Annotated in this window: 14 protein-coding genes and 3 pseudogenes; 5 read left to right on the plus strand and 12 right to left on the minus strand. The window is 52.9% G+C overall.

Features of this window, described 5'->3' with window-relative positions; translation table 11 throughout:
• Positions 1–10 precede the first annotated feature (10 nt).
• Positions 11–796, minus strand: a pseudogene (locus tag KTE_RS38715) (IS6 family transposase).
• Between the two features lie 255 nt (positions 797–1,051).
• Positions 1,052–2,077, minus strand: coding sequence for a transposase (locus KTE_RS38720; protein WP_201391414.1), 1,026 nt, complete (start codon positions 2,075–2,077; stop codon positions 1,052–1,054).
• Between KTE_RS38720 and KTE_RS38725 the strand changes: the two genes are divergently transcribed.
• Complete coding sequence (locus KTE_RS38725) at positions 2,057–5,236, plus strand: LuxR C-terminal-related transcriptional regulator (RefSeq protein WP_201391416.1); 3,180 nt, start codon at positions 2,057–2,059, stop codon at positions 5,234–5,236. The genes KTE_RS38720 and KTE_RS38725 overlap by 21 nt on opposite strands.
• 1,054 nt (positions 5,237–6,290) lie before the next feature.
• Positions 6,291–7,148 (plus strand): alpha/beta fold hydrolase, encoded by an 858-nt coding sequence (locus KTE_RS38730; RefSeq protein WP_236600916.1) that lies wholly within the window; start codon positions 6,291–6,293, stop codon positions 7,146–7,148.
• A gap of 537 nt (positions 7,149–7,685) precedes the next feature.
• Here the strand turns inward: KTE_RS38730 and KTE_RS38735 are convergent.
• Positions 7,686–8,492, minus strand: a complete 807-nt coding sequence (locus tag KTE_RS38735; RefSeq protein ID WP_307812089.1) for a Tn3 family transposase — start codon at positions 8,490–8,492, stop codon at positions 7,686–7,688.
• Positions 8,493–8,547: 55 nt separating this feature from the next.
• Here KTE_RS38735 and KTE_RS38740 point away from each other — a divergent pair.
• Positions 8,548–9,265: pseudogene (locus KTE_RS38740) on the plus strand (IS6 family transposase).
• Positions 9,266–9,378: 113 nt separating this feature from the next.
• Here the strand turns inward: KTE_RS38740 and KTE_RS38745 are convergent.
• From KTE_RS38745 to KTE_RS50205, 5 genes and pseudogenes are all read right to left on the minus strand, one after another.
• On the minus strand, positions 9,379–9,624 hold the full coding sequence (locus KTE_RS38745; RefSeq protein WP_201391420.1) for a hypothetical protein: 246 nt from the start codon (positions 9,622–9,624) through the stop codon (positions 9,379–9,381).
• Between the two features lie 104 nt (positions 9,625–9,728).
• Positions 9,729–10,148 carry an SIS domain-containing protein gene (locus KTE_RS38750; RefSeq protein WP_201391422.1) on the minus strand — a complete coding sequence of 140 codons (420 nt, stop codon included), beginning with the start codon at positions 10,146–10,148 and terminating at the stop codon, positions 9,729–9,731.
• A 166-nt stretch (positions 10,149–10,314) separates the two neighbouring features.
• Positions 10,315–11,474: pseudogene (locus KTE_RS50200) on the minus strand (IS3 family transposase).
• Positions 11,475–11,803: 329 nt separating this feature from the next.
• Positions 11,804–13,816, minus strand: coding sequence for a recombinase family protein (locus tag KTE_RS38775; RefSeq protein WP_201391430.1), 2,013 nt, complete (start codon positions 13,814–13,816; stop codon positions 11,804–11,806).
• 1 nt (position 13,817) lies between these two features.
• On the minus strand, positions 13,818–14,123 hold the full coding sequence (locus tag KTE_RS50205) for a DUF5372 family protein (RefSeq protein WP_201394523.1): 306 nt from the start codon (positions 14,121–14,123) through the stop codon (positions 13,818–13,820).
• Positions 14,124–14,617: 494 nt separating this feature from the next.
• On the opposite strand from KTE_RS50205, the gene KTE_RS38785 reads away from it, so the two are divergent.
• Entirely contained in the window at positions 14,618–14,881 is a 264-nt protein-coding gene (locus KTE_RS38785) for a hypothetical protein (RefSeq protein WP_201391432.1), read from the plus strand.
• 40 nt (positions 14,882–14,921) lie between these two features.
• Positions 14,922–15,401 (plus strand): GNAT family N-acetyltransferase, encoded by a 480-nt coding sequence (locus KTE_RS38790; RefSeq protein WP_201391433.1) that lies wholly within the window; start codon positions 14,922–14,924, stop codon positions 15,399–15,401.
• A 10-nt stretch (positions 15,402–15,411) separates the two neighbouring features.
• Here the strand turns inward: KTE_RS38790 and KTE_RS38795 are convergent, their stop codons facing one another.
• The 4 genes from KTE_RS38795 to KTE_RS38810 form a co-directional block, all read right to left on the minus strand.
• Positions 15,412–16,020 (minus strand): DUF6262 family protein, encoded by a 609-nt coding sequence (locus KTE_RS38795; RefSeq protein WP_201391435.1) that lies wholly within the window; start codon positions 16,018–16,020, stop codon positions 15,412–15,414.
• On the minus strand, positions 15,984–16,700 hold the full coding sequence (locus KTE_RS38800) for an IS6 family transposase (protein WP_201391438.1): 717 nt from the start codon (positions 16,698–16,700) through the stop codon (positions 15,984–15,986). Before KTE_RS38800 ends, KTE_RS38795 begins: the two co-directional genes overlap by 37 nt.
• Positions 16,701–17,187: 487 nt before the next feature.
• The gene (locus KTE_RS38805; protein WP_201391440.1) at positions 17,188–18,795 is read right to left on the minus strand and encodes an ISL3 family transposase; all 1,608 of its coding nucleotides are present in this window, start codon (positions 18,793–18,795) and stop codon (positions 17,188–17,190) included.
• A gap of 155 nt (positions 18,796–18,950) precedes the next feature.
• Positions 18,951–19,358, minus strand: a complete 408-nt coding sequence (locus KTE_RS38810; protein WP_201391442.1) for a PPOX class F420-dependent oxidoreductase — start codon at positions 19,356–19,358, stop codon at positions 18,951–18,953.
• Positions 19,359–19,418 lie beyond the last annotated feature (60 nt).

Genomic DNA, 19,418 nt, shown 5'->3' on the forward strand with positions numbered 1-19,418 from the left:
CTGGTGTCGTTTAAGCGACCACTCCAAAGAACCTGGCAATAAAGGCATTCTGGCCTCGCACATCTCCTTTGTTCACGCCTTGTAGTTGCCCTTTCCGAATCATGTTTATCACCTCGAAGCCTTGTACGGTTCGCCAAGCTGTCTCGAAGGAAAAGAAGCCCATCCCCGGCTTCGTCAACCGCTTGATGAAGCGATGATCTTGTTCGATGAGATTATTGAGATATTTCACCTGTCTCAACTCCACGTGCTGAGGCAGCGCTCCAGCGGATTTGAGCTCACCAATGGCTTTGGGATAGGCCGCGTTCTTGTCGACATTGATCACACGAGGGGCTGACGTGATGGTTATGACGTCAGTCAGAGCTATGGGCTGAGTCACCTGCTCAGCGACCGGACATGCCAGAGGAACGAAACGAGCAGTCGAGGCGAGTGCTTTCAGGAAGAAGCGTTTCGCTGCCTCGGCATCGCGCGTCGGGCTCAAGAGAAACTCCAGTGTCTTCCCTTCGGAATCGACGGCTCGGTAGAGATAGACCCAGGCTTTTTTGATCTTAAGATAGGTCTCATCAACGCGCCAGGAGTCGTTGCATGCTTTGAGATACGGTCGGCAGCGTTTTTCCAGTTCCGGCGCATACCGCTGCACCCAGCGATAGATCGTCGTGTGATCAATACGCAGACCCCGTTCGAGCATTATCTCTTCCAGGTCACGATAACTGAACGCGTACCGCAGGTATCAGCGCACACAGAGGAGAATCATGTCGGGCTGAAAGTGACGCCACTTGAACGAATGCTGATGACTCATCAAGGGTACTCCTCGGCTACGCCTCAAATAAAGAAGAGTGTACCATCGCACCCTCATTCTTGCAACACAACCTCTTTAAGCAACGGACGAATGTCCGACCATTCGTGTGTCGGTTCTCGGCGCTCATATCGTTGCCTGGGCATGAGTTCCCCCTCCGCATACGCGAGGCATCGACAAACACGTGTATTCTCCTCTTTTTAGAGTAAAACCTTTTGAAAGCAAACGCAAGGTTCATGCGTTCCAGTTCATCTGATTTTATTCCAGGAGGTATTGCACATCAGAGTCAAGCATGATTTGGCCAGGTTTCAGCCCTCGCACCTCACGTTGTTGCTCTCCCCCTTTGGCGTACCAATCATGATGGGAGGCTTGCTGCGCCAAGCGTATCTCTTGCTCTTCTTTTGCAAGGGATGTTGAGAAGACAATGGGCTGATAGTTGGTTTCGGTGGGAGAGGGATCAGGCTCTGTTGTTTGCTGCTCGTTCCCCTCCTGAAAGAGCTCCTGCAAGTGCTTTTGGAAAGCTTCCCGTGCCTCGACCGCAAAACGAGTGGCCAATGAGTCAAGAGAGGCATTGGCATCTACTCTAGTCGCATCGATGTAGAGCTCTCTCCCCCAAATCAAATGTTCCTGTTGACATTGTTCAAGAATGGCATCAAAAAAGCGACGAAAAATAGCGAGACCGTAACGCGTTCGAATACGGCTCAGGCTTGAATGGTCAGTCAAAGGATCATCCAGGTCGTAGCCAAGATACCAGCGAACGCTGAGCCGGTCAGTAACTAAACGCATGAGCAAGCGCTCAGAGCGTATATCTTCAAAAAACATAACCAACTGGAGCTTGAAGAACACTATCGGATCAATAGAAGGCCGGCCTTTGCTGGCATAGGCCTCCTCGACAAACGTTCGCACAAACGAGAGATCAAGTTTGCGTTCCAGATGTCGATAAAAATGGTCCTGCGGGACCAGTTCCTCTAAAGATACAGCCGTCAAAGGGGCAAACGTTCGCTCTTTGAAACCCATCACGGTCGTTACTCCTCCTGTTACATTGCACTTCACCCATCCTCTCATGTCAAGCTCGACAAAGATTTTTTCAACAGGCTGCCGGTCGTTTTTGAGCCATTCGTTGCATACGTCATTGAACGTTGCTGACAGGTCAATCTTGAGCACATACACAGGCTTGCCAACGTACCTCGCTTCTGCTATACTCACCCGCGTTGGGATGTTGGGATGTTGGGGAAACGTCTGTTGGGAAGAAGAAAGAAACCGATGCCAAAGCCAGCCGCGCATGTTCTCACCTGGTCTGCCGAACACCAGTGCTATCTTCTGCAGACCCTTGACCATCCTCCACAATCGATCCTCTCAGGAGACGAAGGAGCCTGGCAGGCCTGGTTGATGACCCATTCCTCTTTTTCCTTTCAAGAGCAACAGGGGCGTCTCAATGTGTTCAAAGAGGACCGGCCTCGCGGGCAGGGCTACTGGTATGCGTACCACACCAGCTCCGGTCAGACCAGGAAGTGCTATCTCGGACCTGGTGCACGCGTCTCCCTCGCCCGTTTAGAGGAGATTGCACAGAGCGTAAAACGTGACAAGCGGGAGCAGGCGGTGAGTTCTCTGCACCTGGCTCCTCCCCCCGTTTCCAGGCACACAACGCAGGCAGGCTTCGCAGGCCCTTCCAGCATGGTCTTCTCTGCTGCTGAGTTCAAGAATCCCGACATGATGGTGATGACTAGGCTCTCCCCTCCACATCTGCCCACCTCGCTCGTTGTCCGGCAGCACCTCCTCTCGGCTCTGGATGCCGCTTTGTCTCGTCCATTGACCTTGCTCTCGGCATCTGCGGGCTGGGGCAAGACGACTCTGCTCACAGCCTGGGTACAACGACAGCAAGAGCCTGTCGCCTGGCTCTCTCTCGAAGCACTGGATAACGACCCAACACGCTTTTGGATCTCGCTGACCGCAGCCCTGCGCAGATGGTGGCCAGAGATCGGGGAGGGTGCGCTCACCCTGCTGCAACAGGAGTCTCTTTCTCTTGGTATCACGACGCTCCTCAACGAGTTGACTGACAGGAGTGCGCAGACCTCACCCATCCTGCTGATCCTGGATGATTATCATGTGATCAACATGCCCACCATCCACGCCTCCCTTACCTTCTTCCTGGAGCATCTGCCTCCTCGTGTGCATCTCTTGCTCGCCAGTCGCGTTGATCCAGACCTTCCCCTCGCCCGTCTTCGTGTACGCGGCCAGGTGAGCGAAATTCGTGATAGCGATCTGCGCTTTACCCTGGAAGAGACGCAACGTTTTCTCACTCAGAGCATGGGACTCGTCCTCTCAAAAGCGAATATTGCCTTGCTGCAAACGCGCATTGAGGGCTGGATCGCCGGTCTCCAACTCGCGGCCCTCGTGCTCCAAAAACAGGCGGACCCCTCCGCCTATGTGTCCACCTTGAGCGGGAGCGACCGCTTCTTGTTGGATTATATGCGGGACGAGATTCTGGTGGATCTGCCCCAAGCACTGCAAGACTTCTTGCTGCAAACCAGCGGGCTGAGCCGCTTGAGTGCCTCACTTTGTGACGCGGTCACGGGGAGAAATGATAGTGAGTTCGTGCTGGAACAGGTGATGCGTGCCAATCTCTTTCTGCAAGCTCTACCGGGAGACCAACCGTGGTATCGCTATCACGCGTTGTGGGCGCAAGCATTACAGCACGAAGCCCGGCGTCGCCTGGGGGTGGCTACCATGCATGTACTGAGTCGTCAAGCCAGTCAATGGTATGAGCAACACCATCTGCTCCCGGAAGCGATTGAAGCCGCGCTGGCTGGGGAAGATTATGGTCGTGTTGCAAGGCTTGTTGAGCGCTTTGTCACCCCGCAGAGCTTTCGCAACGCGTACCATACCCTGTCTCGTTGGCTGAGACAATTGCCTGAGGAGATCATGCGAACGCGGCCAGAGCTGTGTTTTCAGTCTAGCCTCGCATTAACGTTTACGACCGACCGACGTTCACCTGCTACCTGGGAACAGGTCGAGCGGCTTCTTCAGTGGGCGAAGCAGGGCTTTGAGGCAACAGCGCAATGGGAACACCTTGGGGAAGCGCTCCAACTCCATGCCGACCTTGCGTACTTTCAAGAAGATTTGCCCCGCATGTTTGCGTTAGGCCAGCAGGTTCAACCGAGGCTTCCAGACGACAGTTTTATGTATCCTGATGCGCTTTTGTTGAGGGGAGTTGCGGAGCTGCTGGCAGGCGAGGTAAACAGGGCCTGGCAGTACTTTCTCGAAGGATACCTGAGAGAAAAAAATCTCAACGATCATGCCGGATCATTGGGGGCGTCCCTCTGTTTGGGAGAGGTCTGCCTGGAAAAAGGCGAGTTGCGCAGGGCTTCCCATTACTACCAGCAAGCCCTTGCCCACATACATGAGGATCAGGAGTTGATGCGAGAGCAACTACGGCTCTCCACCGGAAGCGCAGAGCCGTTCTTCGTCTCATGGGCCTATCATTGTCTTGCTCAGCTTGCGTATGAGCGCAATGAGTTAGCTGATGCGCAGCGTGCTCTCTCTGAGGCACAGGCTTTGCGAGAAACGCCTGCGGAAGGGGTCCATGTGCTGACATCAGGCATGCTCATCCAGGCTCGTCTACTGCATGCCTGCGGGCAGACGGAAAAGGCTCAAGATGTGCTCTCGCGCTGGGAGAGGCAGACGCGCTTCCCCTGGCCTTTGCGAGTGATACGCACTTGCCGAGCACGACTGCACCTGGCCGATGGAGATCTCTCTGCGGTCGAACAATGGGCGCAGGAAAAGCAACAGGCTGATCAGTCCCAGGCACCTGAACAGGAGGATGCGCTTCCACTCATGCTTCAGCAGGAAGAAGCGCTGCTCCTCGTGCGTTTGCATATCGCGCAACAGAGAGGGGAAACCGCCTTGAAAGCATTGGTCCCCTGGAAAGAGAAGGCCCAGGCTCAGGGGCGCAAGCGCAGCGTTCTGGAAATCCAGATTCTGGAGGCCCTGGCCCACGTTGCCTGCCAGGAGCACCGCCAGGTTCCATTCTCTCTGCGAGAGGCGTTGCGACTGGCCCACCCGGAGAACTACCAACGCGTCTTTTTGGATGAAGGCCCGACGATGGAAACCCTGCTCAAAACGCTGCTACCAGAACTACGCGAGGCATCGCTGAACTCCTATGTGCGAGCCCTGCTGCATGCATTTGCGCAAGAAGCTGGAAGGCAGCATACGAAGAAGACACCAGATGTAGAGGGGAAGCCGTGGCTCCTAGAAGCGCTGAGTGAGCAAGAGCGGCGGGTCTTGCGTCTGCTCGTCGCCGGGCACTCCAATCCAGAGATTGCCCGTGAATTGACCATCTCGGTCAATACCGTGAGAACACATGTGCAAAGCCTCTATCACAAACTCAACGTCCACCGTCGCGTCGAGGCCAGTGAGATAGCGCGGCGCTTGTCATTGCTCTAACGACCGCTCTTTTTCCTCATCCACTCACAACCATCCACCTGGATGATGTCAACTCATCCACTGCCACAGTATACTCCAAACAGCCTCAACGAAAGGAGGAAGACACTGAGTATACTATGTCGCATCTGGATCAAAGAGCACCCGGACCCATCCTGGCAAGAGTGGTTTGAGGATCTCCAACTGCTCCCCGAAGCATCTGGCAGAACACTGCTGTACGGATCACTGGTTGATCAAGCAGCGCTCTATCGCGTTCTCCTCAAATTCACAGCCTTGGACTCGTTCTCATCTCCCTTGAGAGAGACAAGCTTCCACCAGTCAAGGAAAAGCAATGATGGTATTGCGCATCACATGCTGTGATTTGACAATCGATTTTCCTCGCTAGTGACACATATCCTGTCCAGCGCTTGGCTTTACAAGCCGTTTGGGAGCCGCGTCTGAAAGCAGTATTGTCCGGCTTTTGACACATATCTGCTACTGTGGCGCAACTTTTGACAGAGATCGTGTCCGTTGGTCCATTCGTGCAGAAGTTTGTCTCTTGGCCCGTTTCTACACGGACTATGAGGACAATGAATTGGTTCAAACCGGACAGGATATGGTTTAAAACTGCGAAAAGGTTGCAACCGGTCCAACAAGAGCTAATGGCAAGAGCGTTTTGTACTGACAGATTGTGAACCATATGCTATCAATCGAGGACAATAATCATGGCAAACCACACATGCTTTCGCGCAACACCAAGACCAACAATGAAAACATCCTCTCTTTGCTCTGTGAGATCACACACAAAAGAAAAGGAAAACATTGATGCACACCTAGAGAGGGAGTGCCAGGATCTCTGCAAAAAGAGCTCATAGCGTACACATATTCCCAAACAGAGCTCATCAAATCAGTCAAGGCGTAGCATAAAATCAGTGCTACCGTGCCTTTCACCCATTTCTCATACCAGTTTTGCTTCTGTTGTTATTGCCTCGATTGGCTTGTAAAGCAGGCCTATAAGCCTGCAATAGATTTTTGCAGAGATCCTAGCCCTCCCTCAATAAAAGAAGGAGCGATTATTATGATCAAGAACCATATAAACACTGCTGCAGAAACTACCCATATTGTGCTTTCCCAGGACGGGACTAGGATTAGTTATCTGAGTGTTGGCAGTGGGCCAGCAGTGATTGTGGTGCCCGGAGCCCTTTCGTTCGCCAGTGACTATACTGCCTTTGTTCGCGCACTGGCTGAGCATTTCACTGTATATACCATCGAGCGGCGCGGACGCGGCCTGAGCGGGCCGCAGGGCAACGATTACAGCATTACGAAAGAGAGCGAGGATGTACTGGCTCTGCAGCGTGAGACTGGTGCGTCCCTAATTGTCGGTCACAGTTTTGGTGGGCTCGTCGCCTTGGAAGTTGCCCGCAACAACAGCGCCCTCACCAAGGTAGCTGTCTACGAGCCTGGCGTCTCTATTGACGGCTCTATCCCAGCGGGCTGGATACCCGGCTACGAGAAAAAACTGGCGGAGGGGAAGAAACTGGATGCTTTTGTTGGATTTATCAGAGCCCTCAATCCTCAATCTTCGGGGAAGGCACCAGCCTGGCTTCTGAAGCGGCTGTTGCCGTTATTCATGGGCTCTCATGAGTTGAAGCGGAAGCTGAGTCTTCTCCAGGAAAACCTGCGCGAACATAAGGAAGTGGCTCGCCTGAATAACAGCTACGAAAATTATCGGGAAATTACTGCGTGCGTTCTGCTCATGTATGGCGGCAAAGACCAGGCTACACTGGCAGAGAGGAATATGCATCGGCTTACAGCGGTCTTCTCACGAGCTGAAGTGAGGAAATTTCCAGCACTCGATCACTTCGGTATCAATGAAGGGAGTCCACGAGAAGTGGCTGGGGCAGTCAGTGCCTACTTTTTGAAGAGGGAATTATAGCGAGGTATGATGAGTACAACGGGCTAAGACGGAGGCAAGCCCTGCCTCTCCATACAGTCTCCCAGGTTCTTCTTGTTTCTACTTCCATGCTATAGAGACCGGAGGAGTCGAAGGAAGCCCTCTGAGGAGACTGTGTCTCCTCAGAGGGCTTGCCAGACAGCCGGGCAGAAGGGATTTCTCAATTTCTTGAACCAGGAGGGAATCTGGACCCTGCCGCCGACGATGGCAAGCCCTCTGCCCAGGTCTTCAGCCTTGCCTGGGAAAGTTTTCTGCGACAACAGGAAGAGGAGTGGATGGGACGCGTCTACTCAGGACAGTCAAGCAGCATGGGAGCAAGCCTGCCCAGGTCAGGAAAGCCAATCCTCCAAATGTGCTTCATATCGGTGTCCTGGCAACAGAAGAGATGTTCTTCTGTTGCCAGGACACCGATATGAGAAACACGTGTATACTCTCAGCAAACGAACGGTTTTGACACTCAGCAGTTCAATGATCACAAGAAAACCGCTGAGTATCGTAGCAGATCGAGAAGGATCTCTCTTAGGAAGGAGAAGAAACGCCGCGATCTTCCGTGGAGACCTCCCGTGTCTCTTGCCCTTCCTGCTCTGGAAGCCGCAACGGTCGGAGATTGTCGAGGGAACAGGCAGTTTGATGGCTAAAACTGTATTGCCCGATCAGATTGATATGTTCCCATCCCAGCGGTGTGATATGGGGGAGATACTCTTCAGGTACTACTTCGCCCCGCTTTTTCAGTTCTTCGACCGCTTGGGACAAGTAGACCGCATTCCAGGCCGCAATCGCGGCCATAATCAGGTGTAGACAGCTAGCACGATGCATCTGATCTTCAAATGCTCGATCCCACAGTTCCCCATGTTTGCCAGAGAAGAGCTGACGGGCTAATGCATGAAGTGCTTCCCCTTTGTTCAGCCCGATGAGAATGCGGCGACGGAGCGATTCGTCTTGGAAGTAATCGAGTAAAAACGAGGTGCGTTCAAGCTTTCCCATCTCTGAAAGGGCTGTGTCCAAGCGATTTTGGCGACTGTAGGCTGAGAGTCTGCGCATGAGGAGCGAAGCCGAAACTGATCCATGACGAATAGAAGAAGCAAGTCTCTGCATTTCTTCCCAGTTCTCCAGGATATATTTTGACCGAACAGGGCCTGCCAGAAGCGCGTTAAGGGGTCCATAATCCCCAAGCGATTGATAGCTGTAGAGGTTTTTGTCCAGAGAGGAACTGATGCGTGGCGCAAACTTGAAACCGAGCAAGGCAGTAAGGGCAAACACATGGTCCGAGCTGCCTCCGGTATCAGTGTGAGGATGGACTAAGATCCTAGCGAAAATAGTAACTATTCAGTAGGTATTGTCAACTTGGCAACACAGCTGAACAATATGTTAGAATAGCCTCATGAAAACACACGCCACTCCTCCTAACTACAAAGGTTTCCGCTTCCCGCCTGAAATTGTAAGCCACACCGTTTGGTTGTATTTTCGCTTCTCGCTCAGTTTTCGCGATGTCGAAGAGTTGCTGGCACAACGAGGAGTGGTTGTGAGCTATGAAACCGTGCGCCAATGGTGTTTGCGCGTTCGGGCAAACGTACGCCAATGAACTCCGTCGTCGTCGTCCGCGTTGTGGTGACAAATGGCATATGGACGAGGTCTTCCTTACGATCCATGGCGAGAGACATTACTTATGGCGAGCAGTGGACCAGAACGGCAATGTGCTCGACATCCTCGTGCAAAGCCGCCGCAACAAGAAGGCCGCGAAACGATTTTTCCGCAAACTTCTCAAAGGATTACAATATGTTCCGCGCGTGATCATCACTGATAAACTGAGAAGTTATGGAGCGGCGAAACGCGAGCTCCTGCCTGGCGTGGAGCATCGCCAGCACAAGTACCTCAACAATCGAGCAGAGAATTCGAATCAGGCCACACGACTGCGTGAAAAGAAGATGCGGCGGTTCAAATCAGCCAAACAGGCCCAACGCTTTCTCTCCGCCTTCGGCCCTATTGCTGGGCATTTCCAGCCGCGACGCCACCGTTTGCGTGCTGGAGAATATCGTACCCTTTTACAAGACCGATTCCAGCAATGGAACGAGGTAACTGGGGTGAAACTGGCCGCATAACTACAGAGACATCCCCACCTCTCCTCATCCTTCAATACCTCATCTTGTTATAGCTCATCAATATATTTTATCCCAGCGAATAAGTTGACAGTATCATAAAACAGGAGCAGCTGTTAGCCTTTGTAGCGTACACGCTTTTCATAGCGCCGTTGGAGTGAAAGGTTACGCTCGATCCCCCCTTCAATATTGTCTGAAACAAAGGCCGGAACATCTTTGCCACGCGATTGCAATGCGTTGACTATTTCGCTATTCAAAAGCTGAGCAACCAGGACACCTATCAACGACGAAGCCGAACAGATCTGCTCAGATGAAGACAACGCCAGCAGCGTATCGCCACAGCTTGTTCGATTATCGATCACAATGTCAGCAAGTTCATAGAGCTTCTGACCGCCAGGATGGCGTGAAGGGGTCTCCCTTGTATGCTTCAGCGATGTGAGGACAATGAGCTGGTGCTGGCGCTGTTTTATCTGAAGAGCATATTCAACAACAGCAGTATTAACCCCGATTGCGAGGCAATCAAAAAGACATCGTGCGGTTCGATCCGGTGGTAGGAGAGTAATGCAGTTCCCGCCGCCAGGTCACGCTCACATTCCAGGCTACGAACACGTTTCAATGACCAGTCACCATAAAGTGCGAGATCTTCAAAATCGATGCGATTAATCGGCGCGAGACCACCGGCACGATGGACCAGTTCGGCAGCGAAGGCGCGTGAGTGCCCTGATCCAAAGGTGTGAATGACACCTCCATATTCAATGCATTCGGCACAGACCTGCGCCGCTTGCTGAATGGCTTCGGTCTGTGTTGTGAGAAGTTCTTCCTGTATGTGGAGGAGTTGTAGCCAGCACGCTTGTAGCGAAACAGGTTGATCGTGATGTTCGTTCATATTTTTCCTTCAACACTCCATTCTCATGCTGATCGTTTAGATGACCTTGCCCCGTTTTCGTAGAGTCTCTAGAGGTTTGAGATGAGGAGGGTAAAAAACGTTTTAACGTAACGTGACGTTAGCATTTCTATTATAGTAGAAAAGTTGTATTACGTCAAACGTGACGTTACGTTCGTTGAATCTCCATCTGTTCATAATTCAGTGGACTCACGTATCCAAGTGTAGAATGCCGACGAACACGATTGTAATATACTTCCATGTAGGTAAAGAGTGCTAATCGCGCTTCATCATGTGATGAATATATGCATTCCCCTACACACTCATCTTTTCATGTTCCAAAGAAACTCTCCATCGCGGCATTGTCCCAACAATTTCCTTTACGTGACATACTTGACTGTATTCCAGCTCGTTCTAAACACGCCTGATACGCTCTTGAAGTGTATTGACTTCCTCTATCACTGTGATGCAGCAACCCGGCTTTGGGACGACGGCGGGCTAGAGCTTGCTTGAGTGCCTGTTCTATTAATTTCTCATCACAATTGCTCGACATTGACCATCCTACAACCATTCGTGAATACAGATCCAAAATTACTGCGAGAGAGAGCCATCCTTGTCGAGTTGGTATGTACGTGATATCCGTTGCCCATTTTCTGTTCGGCGCTTCAGCACGAAATTCCCGATGTAAAAGGTGAGGAGCGACTGGATGAGTCATATCTCTTTTTGTGGTCACTACCCGACGTCGTTTGCGCCTGGCAGAAAGGTTCTCCTGCCGCATGAGTCTGGCGATCCGTTTGCGTGAGCAGGTGATCCCTTCGTCACGCAGCTCTCTCAAAATGCGTGGGCTCCCATATCATCCTTGATGCGTTACAAACACCTGCCGTATCTTCTGCGTTAAATGAGCATCTTCTCGTTCGCGCAGGCAGGCTGAACGTTTGCGCCAGGCAGAAAAGCCGCTTTCCGAGACATCAAGCACATTGCACATGACAAGAACGGGGAATTCATGCTTGTGCTGTTCAATAAACTGATATTTCATTTGGATTCCCGCGAGAAGATGCTCACTGCTTTTTTTAGTATGTCACGCTCCTGCTGAAGTCTCTCGACTTCGCGTTTCAAGCGACGATTTTCTTCTTCAAGCGAGCTTTGATGCCCTTTGCCTGGAAATGCTTCTCCCCCGTGTTCTGCTAATTCCTTGCGCCAGCCATGAATCGCGCTGTCGGAGACACCCAGCTCGCGAGCGATCTGCGCAATTGGCTTGCCCGATGTTTGCACCAGTCGCACGGCTTCCTCTTTGAATTCTTTTGTAGAGACCTTTTGAATCTTTCCCATTGATAAGCCCCTTTCTGATCTGCTTCGAGTATATCTCAGCTTTAGGGACTCTTTCAAATCGGGGCAATCTCAAGTTGCCTTCATTCGACAGGTTCACCCTGCCCTTGAAACAGCCTATCAATTGGTTCAGGCGTTTGTGAAGATGGTAAGAGAACGCACAGGAACGCATCTAGAAGTCTGGCTAGAGCAAGTACGCAAGAGCGATAATTGCTGAACTCATCCAATTTGGCAAAGGAATTGAACGAGATCTAGCTCCTGTTCAGGCCGCTCTTACGCTCCCTTACAGTAACGATCACGTTGCATAATGCACCTCGTCTCTTGGATCAGTATCATTTTGAGTCGTCAGTCAGGAGTGGTTGACGAGCCTTGGGAAGAAAGAGGCACGATCCCCGATCATTGTATCGTGCGCCAGCAATGCGCCCCTGGCGATACCAGCGCCAGATTGTTTGAGCTGTGACGCCGTAGGAGTGCGCTAGTTCCTCTGCGGTGAGCAAGCCCTGTGCTTGCAAGCGTGCGTATCGATCAGAAAGACCATGATGCCGACGAAGCTGATAGACATGCGTCCTCTGAAAGAGGAGGCCATCGAATGTGCGATAGCCTTGCTGATTGAGCTGCTCTGCGACTTCTGCATCCGTGTACTCCTCCAACAGGCGATCCATGGCAGCCAGCGTCTCTGGTGGTGTCAAGCGGGATTGCGCAAAGGGAGGAGGCAGGGGTACCATGATGGTCTGGGTCGCTCCCCCTTTGAAGCGAATGTGCGCGACAATCTGCTCGGCTTTGTGAACAGTGACATCTTCAATCAGCAGGCGAACTACACGTTTGCGTTGGCGCGCCGTGGTCTTGGGATCATTCCAGAACTGGTGAAACCGTTCGGGTACCTCCTCGATGTCCGCACGTTCTTCCTCGCTCACTCGCTGCTGATCACTCTGGTTGTAGCGCTCTTCAATAGCCCGTGCTTCCTCTAGCGCACGCAGTTTTGCGTTCCATTCCGCTTCTAAGACACTTGCGACCAGGCGGTTGTCAGGATCGACTTTGAGATAGCGGCGTTGGGCGAGCTCCGCTTCATATTGCGCACGCTCCACTTGCAAATGTCGCAGGCGACGTGCTTCATCCGCGCGCTGGATGACTTCCTCTTGCACTGCCAGGGTCAAGGCCAGCGCCTCAGGAGTCACGCGCTCCAGGAGCACTGCCCCAATCGCCCTGTCCAGATCTCGCCCAGGAATGCGTTGGCAGGGGGCACGGCCCTGAGCAATGCTTTGGCTCTGGCAGAGATAGTCTGGTATGATGCGCTGACCTCCTCGCTGATGATAGCGCACTGTCATCCGCTCACCGCAGCCCCCACAGAGGAGAAGGCCCTGCAAGAGTGCTGGCCCCTCCCGTGGTGGGGAGAAGCGTTGGGGTGAATAGGCTTGACTGTTCAAAGCAAGTTGCGCCTCGTTTCTCTCAAAGTCTTCCCACCTAATGTACCCCACATGAGCGTCATGCACAAGGACGATCCAGTCGGCACGGGGAACATCCTGGATATGGAGCTTGCCATCGGCAGTCTTGGTGGTGCGGGTACGTCCGTAGACATAGGCTCCTGCATAGGCTGGATGATGTAAGAGCCGCAACACATCATGGTGCTCAATCTCTGCCCAGACGAGTTCTCCGCGATGCGCCCCACGACGCAGACGGCGCGGGAAAAGCAAATGCTGTTGGCGAAAGTGACGGACCGTCGTAAAAGCGGAGCCGGTGTGCGCAAAACTGCGAAAGACCTCGCGAATGCTCGCCTGCACTTGCAGGTCGGGATCAAGCACCACAGCGTCCGTTTCGGTGTAGGTAAACCCAATGGGTAAGGTTAGTTTGAGCGCACCTCGCCTCGCTTTGTTGAGAATGCCGCCTTGTAGGCGGGCGCGCAGCACAAAGAGTTCTGCTTCACTCATCGTCCCCTTGAGTCCGAGCAAAAGCCGATCATTGAAGGTAGAGGGATCGTAGAGACCCTCTTCATCCAAGATCAAGGTCTGGGTAAGCGCGCAAATTTCTAACAGATGATGCCAATCGCTGGAGTTGCGCGCGAGCCGAGAGACCTCCAGCCCCAAGACCAGCCCGACTTGTCCGAGGCCGACTTCAGCTACCAGGCGCTGGAACCCCAGGCGATCAACGGTTGAGGCACCTGAATAACCCAGATCTTGATCGATCACCATGATCCGCTCCTCGCTCCAACCGAGTGCCAGTGCACGTTCACGGAGCGCATACTGGCGAGCAGTACTTTCAGTATTCTCAAAGACGTGTTGGAGTGTACTTTGCCGCACATACAGACATGCTAGACGACGAAGGTGGTGAGCGGTGACCTGCTGCCTCATCTTACTGATCCTCCTTCTGGTGAGCCGGGAGAACGTTGAGCATCTGGTTGAGAGGTCCTATGTCTTCAAAACGAAGCACCGTTTTTCCAGCTGCAACAACCAGAAAGGGATCAGGAGGAGCGAGAGATGTCCAGGCCAGGGGCAGCGAGCGGATCTGATGAGTCTGCGGATCAGCAAAGAAGACGCGCTCCTCTCCCCAGGCCCGGCTCTGCGAGAGCAGGGGAAAACTGTGGCCGCAGAGAGGATGGAAAGGATGGGTAACGGTAAAGCAATGCTCACCATTCGTGTTATTGGGTGTAGTTGACAGTTCGTTTAAATGGCCTCGTCGAGGGTCATGCCCATCGGCTCAAACTCATCAAACGTCAGAGCTATGGCCGAGCCTCCTTCCCCCTCCTCCGCCAACGGCTTCTCTCCCAAGCAGTGTAGAAATTCTTCAGTTTTTCTTCTTTCCTCTCAGCAAAAAGCCATCTCTAAACAAGCAGACGGTATTCATCAAAGTTGACGGAGTTCCTATTTATGCGCCGGAAGTGGTGAGTTTATGGCCTTTTTGACAATTTTAAGCTGTGATTTGCTAAATCGCTTGCCACTTTTATTAAGATTAACATCCCTCCGTCACAGTTTAACTGTGACAAGGTGTGATTTTGCAGCACATTGTGGCAAAATCTTTCTTTGGAGAGAAGAACGTTCCTGGCTCTCTGGAAGAACATGGATGGTTCTTTCCATTGAGAAAGAACGTCAGCATTGACTTTTCTTCAAAGAGAATGGATACTTGGAGAAGCAAGAACGAAGGAGCCCATGAGCATGCAGAAGCCCTCTCTCATCTACGCCCAGGAGGTTGAACGAGCCCTCTACGAAGCCTCATCGGCCTGGGAAGGGATCGATGCGCAAGAGATCCCCCTGGGTGTTGGAGAGGTCACTCTCCGCATTCAGCCGGGATTTGCGGCTGCCATGCCATTACGTTTTGATCCCGCAACCGTGGAAGAGCAGCTTGACCGGGCCATTGGACAGGTAGAGAGGCTCGCTCCCTGGTTTGTGGGTCATCGGCCCAAGTTCATCTCCCGCTGATCTGAGGCCGCGGCTCATTGAGCGGGGATTTACGGCCAGAATGGAGTGGGATGGGCTTGTGCTCGACGATCTCTCGACCTCCATCCCGACTACTGCGGGTTTGGTGATCGAGCCGCTTTCCTGGGACAATGCTCAGGCATACGCAACTGCCATTGCAGGGTCCCCTGATTCCCCCTACCGTTCTGCGCTGCTGGCCAATGCGTCCCGCTTCCTTCACATGCCTCGACAAGAGGTCCAGATTGTTGTCGCTCGATTGCAGGGCGAAATTGCAGGCTACGCCGTGTTGCGCATTGGGCCAAACAAGGTCGCTTACTTGCGCAATGCCATGACCGTGCCAGCATTCCGCAATCGAGGGGTATACCTGTCGCTGGTGGCTCATCGTCTCGCCATCGCACGAGCCTCGGGGTGTACCATCGCCGTCCTTCAAGCTCAAACGAAGACCTCTTCCCCCATCTTGACCAAGCGTGGGTTCACCCCAGTCTGCCGCATCGTGGGCCTTGCTCCTGCTCCTGCCAAGTGAGGGAAGCATTTCACTGCGCTCTGGGCGCTGCCAGTTTTCCGTAAAGGACGTCGATCTCCCGCTGCTTAAGCCTCAACTCTTCATCTTTGGCGGCTACGGTTTGTTTCAGTTCTTCAAGCCGCCGACGTAAAGCGGCGATCACCTGGTCTTTCGCAGATGAGGCTGCACTTTCTGGAGGAGCAAGCCGATGCCGTTGTTCTGCTTCCTCAATAGCTTGAAGCAGATCTGGATGGTTGCGGAGAAAGACCACGGAAACACCGGCTCGTCTGGCCACCGCCGATCTCGTGACTGGATGTTTTTCTTGCTGAAGCGCTTGAATGGCAGCCAGGGCGGTCTGACGCTTTTGCTGAGATTTGGCTTGCGCATTTTTTCGGCATTGTTCAGTGTTCGTGACACCATGCCGAATTTTGTGTAAAGGTAGAAGTGAACAACTGAGGAATGCCCCGAAACCTGGACCGCTGGTGCGTTCGCCAGCGGCGAGCCCGTGCGGTGTTGTTAACTTGACGAAGAAATAGAAGAGTTTCTGGGGGGAGAAAGGAGCAGAGCAGAAAAGAAGCCGAGGTTTAGAGAGGGTGGTTGGGGTTAGGCGGCAGTTTTCCCGCTGGTTACTTCGTTCCATCCCAGAAACCGATCCTGCATGAGAGCATGGTCATCTTCTGCGGTGAAACGGTGCCGTTTGGGCCGAAAGTGATCCAGGATCGGCCCAAATGCTGCGAGGAAGCGTTGGGCCTGGCCAGATGATGTAAACCGCCGCATGGTTCGCTCTCGTTGTCGGGTAGGTTGATGGGAGTTTTCAGTCCGATTGTTCAAGCCTTTGTGTTGCCGATGCTCGACGCTTGGCATGATCTCTCTTTTTGCAGCGGCGTAGCTGGCCAGTTTGTCGGTAATAATCACTCGTGGGACGTATTGCAAGCCTTTGAGCAGCTTACGAAAGAATTTCTTGGCCGCGTGCTTGTTGCGCCGACTCTGTACCAGGATATCCAGAATGTTGCCGTCCTGATCAACAGCTCTCCACAAATAGGAGGTTTTACCATTGATTTTCAGGTACACTTCATCCAGGTGCCACGTATCTCCCGTTTTCGGACGACGACGTTTCAACCCATTGGCGTATGTCTGGCCACATTTCAAACACCATTGCCTGATGGTTTCGTAGGTCAGCACGACCCCACGCTCTGCCATCATCTCTTCAATATCACGGAAGCTTAAAGGGAAGCGAAAATACAGCCACACGCAGTGACTGATAATCTCGGCTGGAAAGCGGTATCCTCGATAAAGAGAGGCAAGTTTTTCTGTTTTCATCCCTATGAGTTTAGCAGAGATTTCTGCTTCACCGCAAGTTGACAATACCGTGGATAGCGGTATACGTCAAGGTGCATCCGCCATCGTGCTCGGCTGTACATTTTGAAATGAAACGGGTCTATCCCAGTTTTGGTGATTGATGAGTTTACTAGACATCTCTGGCCTTTTCTTCGAGCACAGAAGAAGGGCAAAAATCCTTGTTACTGATGTGCTTTCACCAAAATTGGGACAGTTCCTCGATATGAGCCAGATTTGCCCGACCATTTGGCTCATGCCCAGGTTTGGTGATAGACTCTGCGATAATACAAGAGAGATGAGGTTGTTCTGTTGCAAGAGCACATTCGTGTCCTTTCGTGAAGCGCAACAGAAGCGCGAGAGCTTGGGCAGGGAAAAGCTTCTCCGATACATTGAAGAGCTTATGCAGCAAAAAAAGAGCTGGGAGCCTGTCCTGCTTCTGAGGACGAACTTGGCCGCACTCACTTCATTGTTACACGGCATGTAAGACTCGTTGGCGCAGCAGAGGAAAGCCTGCTCTGCCGTACATGCTCCGTTTGATGAGTTTTAATGTGGTCACATGGCCCTCCACTATACCGTTATTGATCCACCAAGTCAGCCCAGCCCCCACCGCCTCTTTGTCTTTTTCGACTCCCGCGGCAAAGGAGCGAAGTTCGGGGATGTTGCTCTGGTTCACCTGGGCCAACCAGGTATCGAGATGCATACCTCGACGCTCTGGGAGCATCTGGGTGAACTGCTGGACCAGCTCATATGCCTGATCCATCTCAGTGTGCAGAGAGCGAAGCAGGGCAAGTGTTTCTTCTTCTTCAGCTGAGAGCTCTTCGGGACGGCGAAGAAACAGAAACACGGCTTGCCGTGCCAGCACAGGAGGGCGTGGAAGCTGATCAGGAGCAGCTGCAGTCTTCCGCCCTTCTGGAAGGGAACGAACCAGTTGTTTGTACACAACCTTGTAGATCAAGGGGGCGCCATGAGCGACGAACTCCCGATGCAACTGCGCGATGTTATGACAGCCTGCTTCCCACCGTTGGGCAACCTCTTTAAGATAGGGATCAAGGCGGGTTTTTCGCGAGCTCGGTTGTCGTTCAGGAAACGCGTTCTGAGCCAACCAGCGCGAGACAGTGGCATGACCGATGCCCACCTGAGAGGCAATGGCCGTTTGCGAGAAGCCTTGCTTGCGTAAGGCCGCGACGTGCTCGTATTGAGCCAGGCGCTCTTCTCGCTTCGTCTGGCTCACCGCGGCTTGCTTTGGGCTCCATTTCGGAGGTCCCTTTCCCTGAGCAGCAGGCAAAGGGGGAACTCTTGACTCCTGCACGACGCGAGTTCGATGAGCCGCAAAATGACGCGCCAGAAAGCCTTCTACAGCCTCCTTGAGATTTTTTTTAAGATGGAAGCGGTCCGCACACTGAATGGCCTGGGGAGCGCCTTCTCGCGCAGCAGATGCATATTCTCCTCCACGATCCAGACTCACCACCATCAGATCAGGTTGTTGGCGCATCCAGGCTGCTGAGGTTTCGGCCTCCCGATCGGGTAAGAGATCCACGACCCGCCTGCTTTCCAAGTTGACGAGGATGGTACCGAACCGGCAGCCACGCGGAAACACAAAATCGTCTATTCCAAGATAAAGAACGGTACAAAGCGGGAGATCAGGCAGGTCCATGATGCGGCGCAGGATCGTTTGGCGAGAGGTTTGTATCCCTAAACATGCTGCCAACCGGGTCCCCTCTTTGCCACAGGTGGCCAGTCCGATGGACGTGAGCTGTTGGCTGTAGCGGATCGTCACCTGTGCCCAAGGACAAACCAGCTCGGGAAGCCTTTCCGTGAAGACTTTGCGCTCACACAGTGGATTGCGACAGAAGAATTTGCGCACACAGAGTGTCAGCTGAACACGGCGACCACCACAAGGGACATCTCGCACCATTCGACGGTACCGGCTATGAATGGTGCATGACGGCTGACGGCACACAGGACAGCAGGAAGTAGGATGCGTCGCTATGGCCGTAATCCTCACTTCGTTTTCGCTGGCTTGGATCCGGTCGATCTGTATCCCTTCAGGAAGGGGGAGCAAGGGATTCTCTTCCATCACAACCTCATTTCGCTCAGAACTGTTGCACGAGTTCTTGTGATGTGCAGTGTATCATCTCTTCGCCCTCCCCCTCCAACCTCATCAGTTCACCGCTTCACCAAACCTGGGCATGAGCCACTCTTCAGGGCATTTACCGATTCTTTAAAACCAGATCATTCTTCCCAGGTGATTTTCTTGATGACTGGCTTGCCATCCTGAAAGGCCGGCCCTTCAATACCGCTACTCCAGGAAACCTTCGGCGTAATCACAATATAGGTGCCAGGCCCCCGAAATCCCTCCTCAAGTTGCAGAATCTCGGCCTCTCCATGAAGCTTGATCGAGCGTGGCTCCAGGGGATCGAGTGAGCGTAGTTCATCAATAAGTAACGACACCTTGCTCTGTCCGGCGGCGATATGTTTATACTTGCGTGTGCGTTCGAGAAAATACCCGCCAATAGAGAAGCGCCCGTTCTCAAAAGCGAAGCCGACCGCATCCGCATCAGGCTGACCAGTGACGGCTACCGTTGCCAGCCTGGCGAGTGGTTGTGTACGCAAAAACGCGAGCTCTTGTTCTGAAAACATCTGTTTCCTCTTTCTCTCAATGTTTCTCTATGAAGAGTTCTTGACAAAGGTCTGCGCGCA

Origin of the sequence: Ktedonobacter sp. SOSP1-85, assembly GCF_016587415.1 — a bacterium.
Lineage (GTDB): Bacteria > Chloroflexota > Ktedonobacteria > Ktedonobacterales > Ktedonobacteraceae > Ktedonobacter.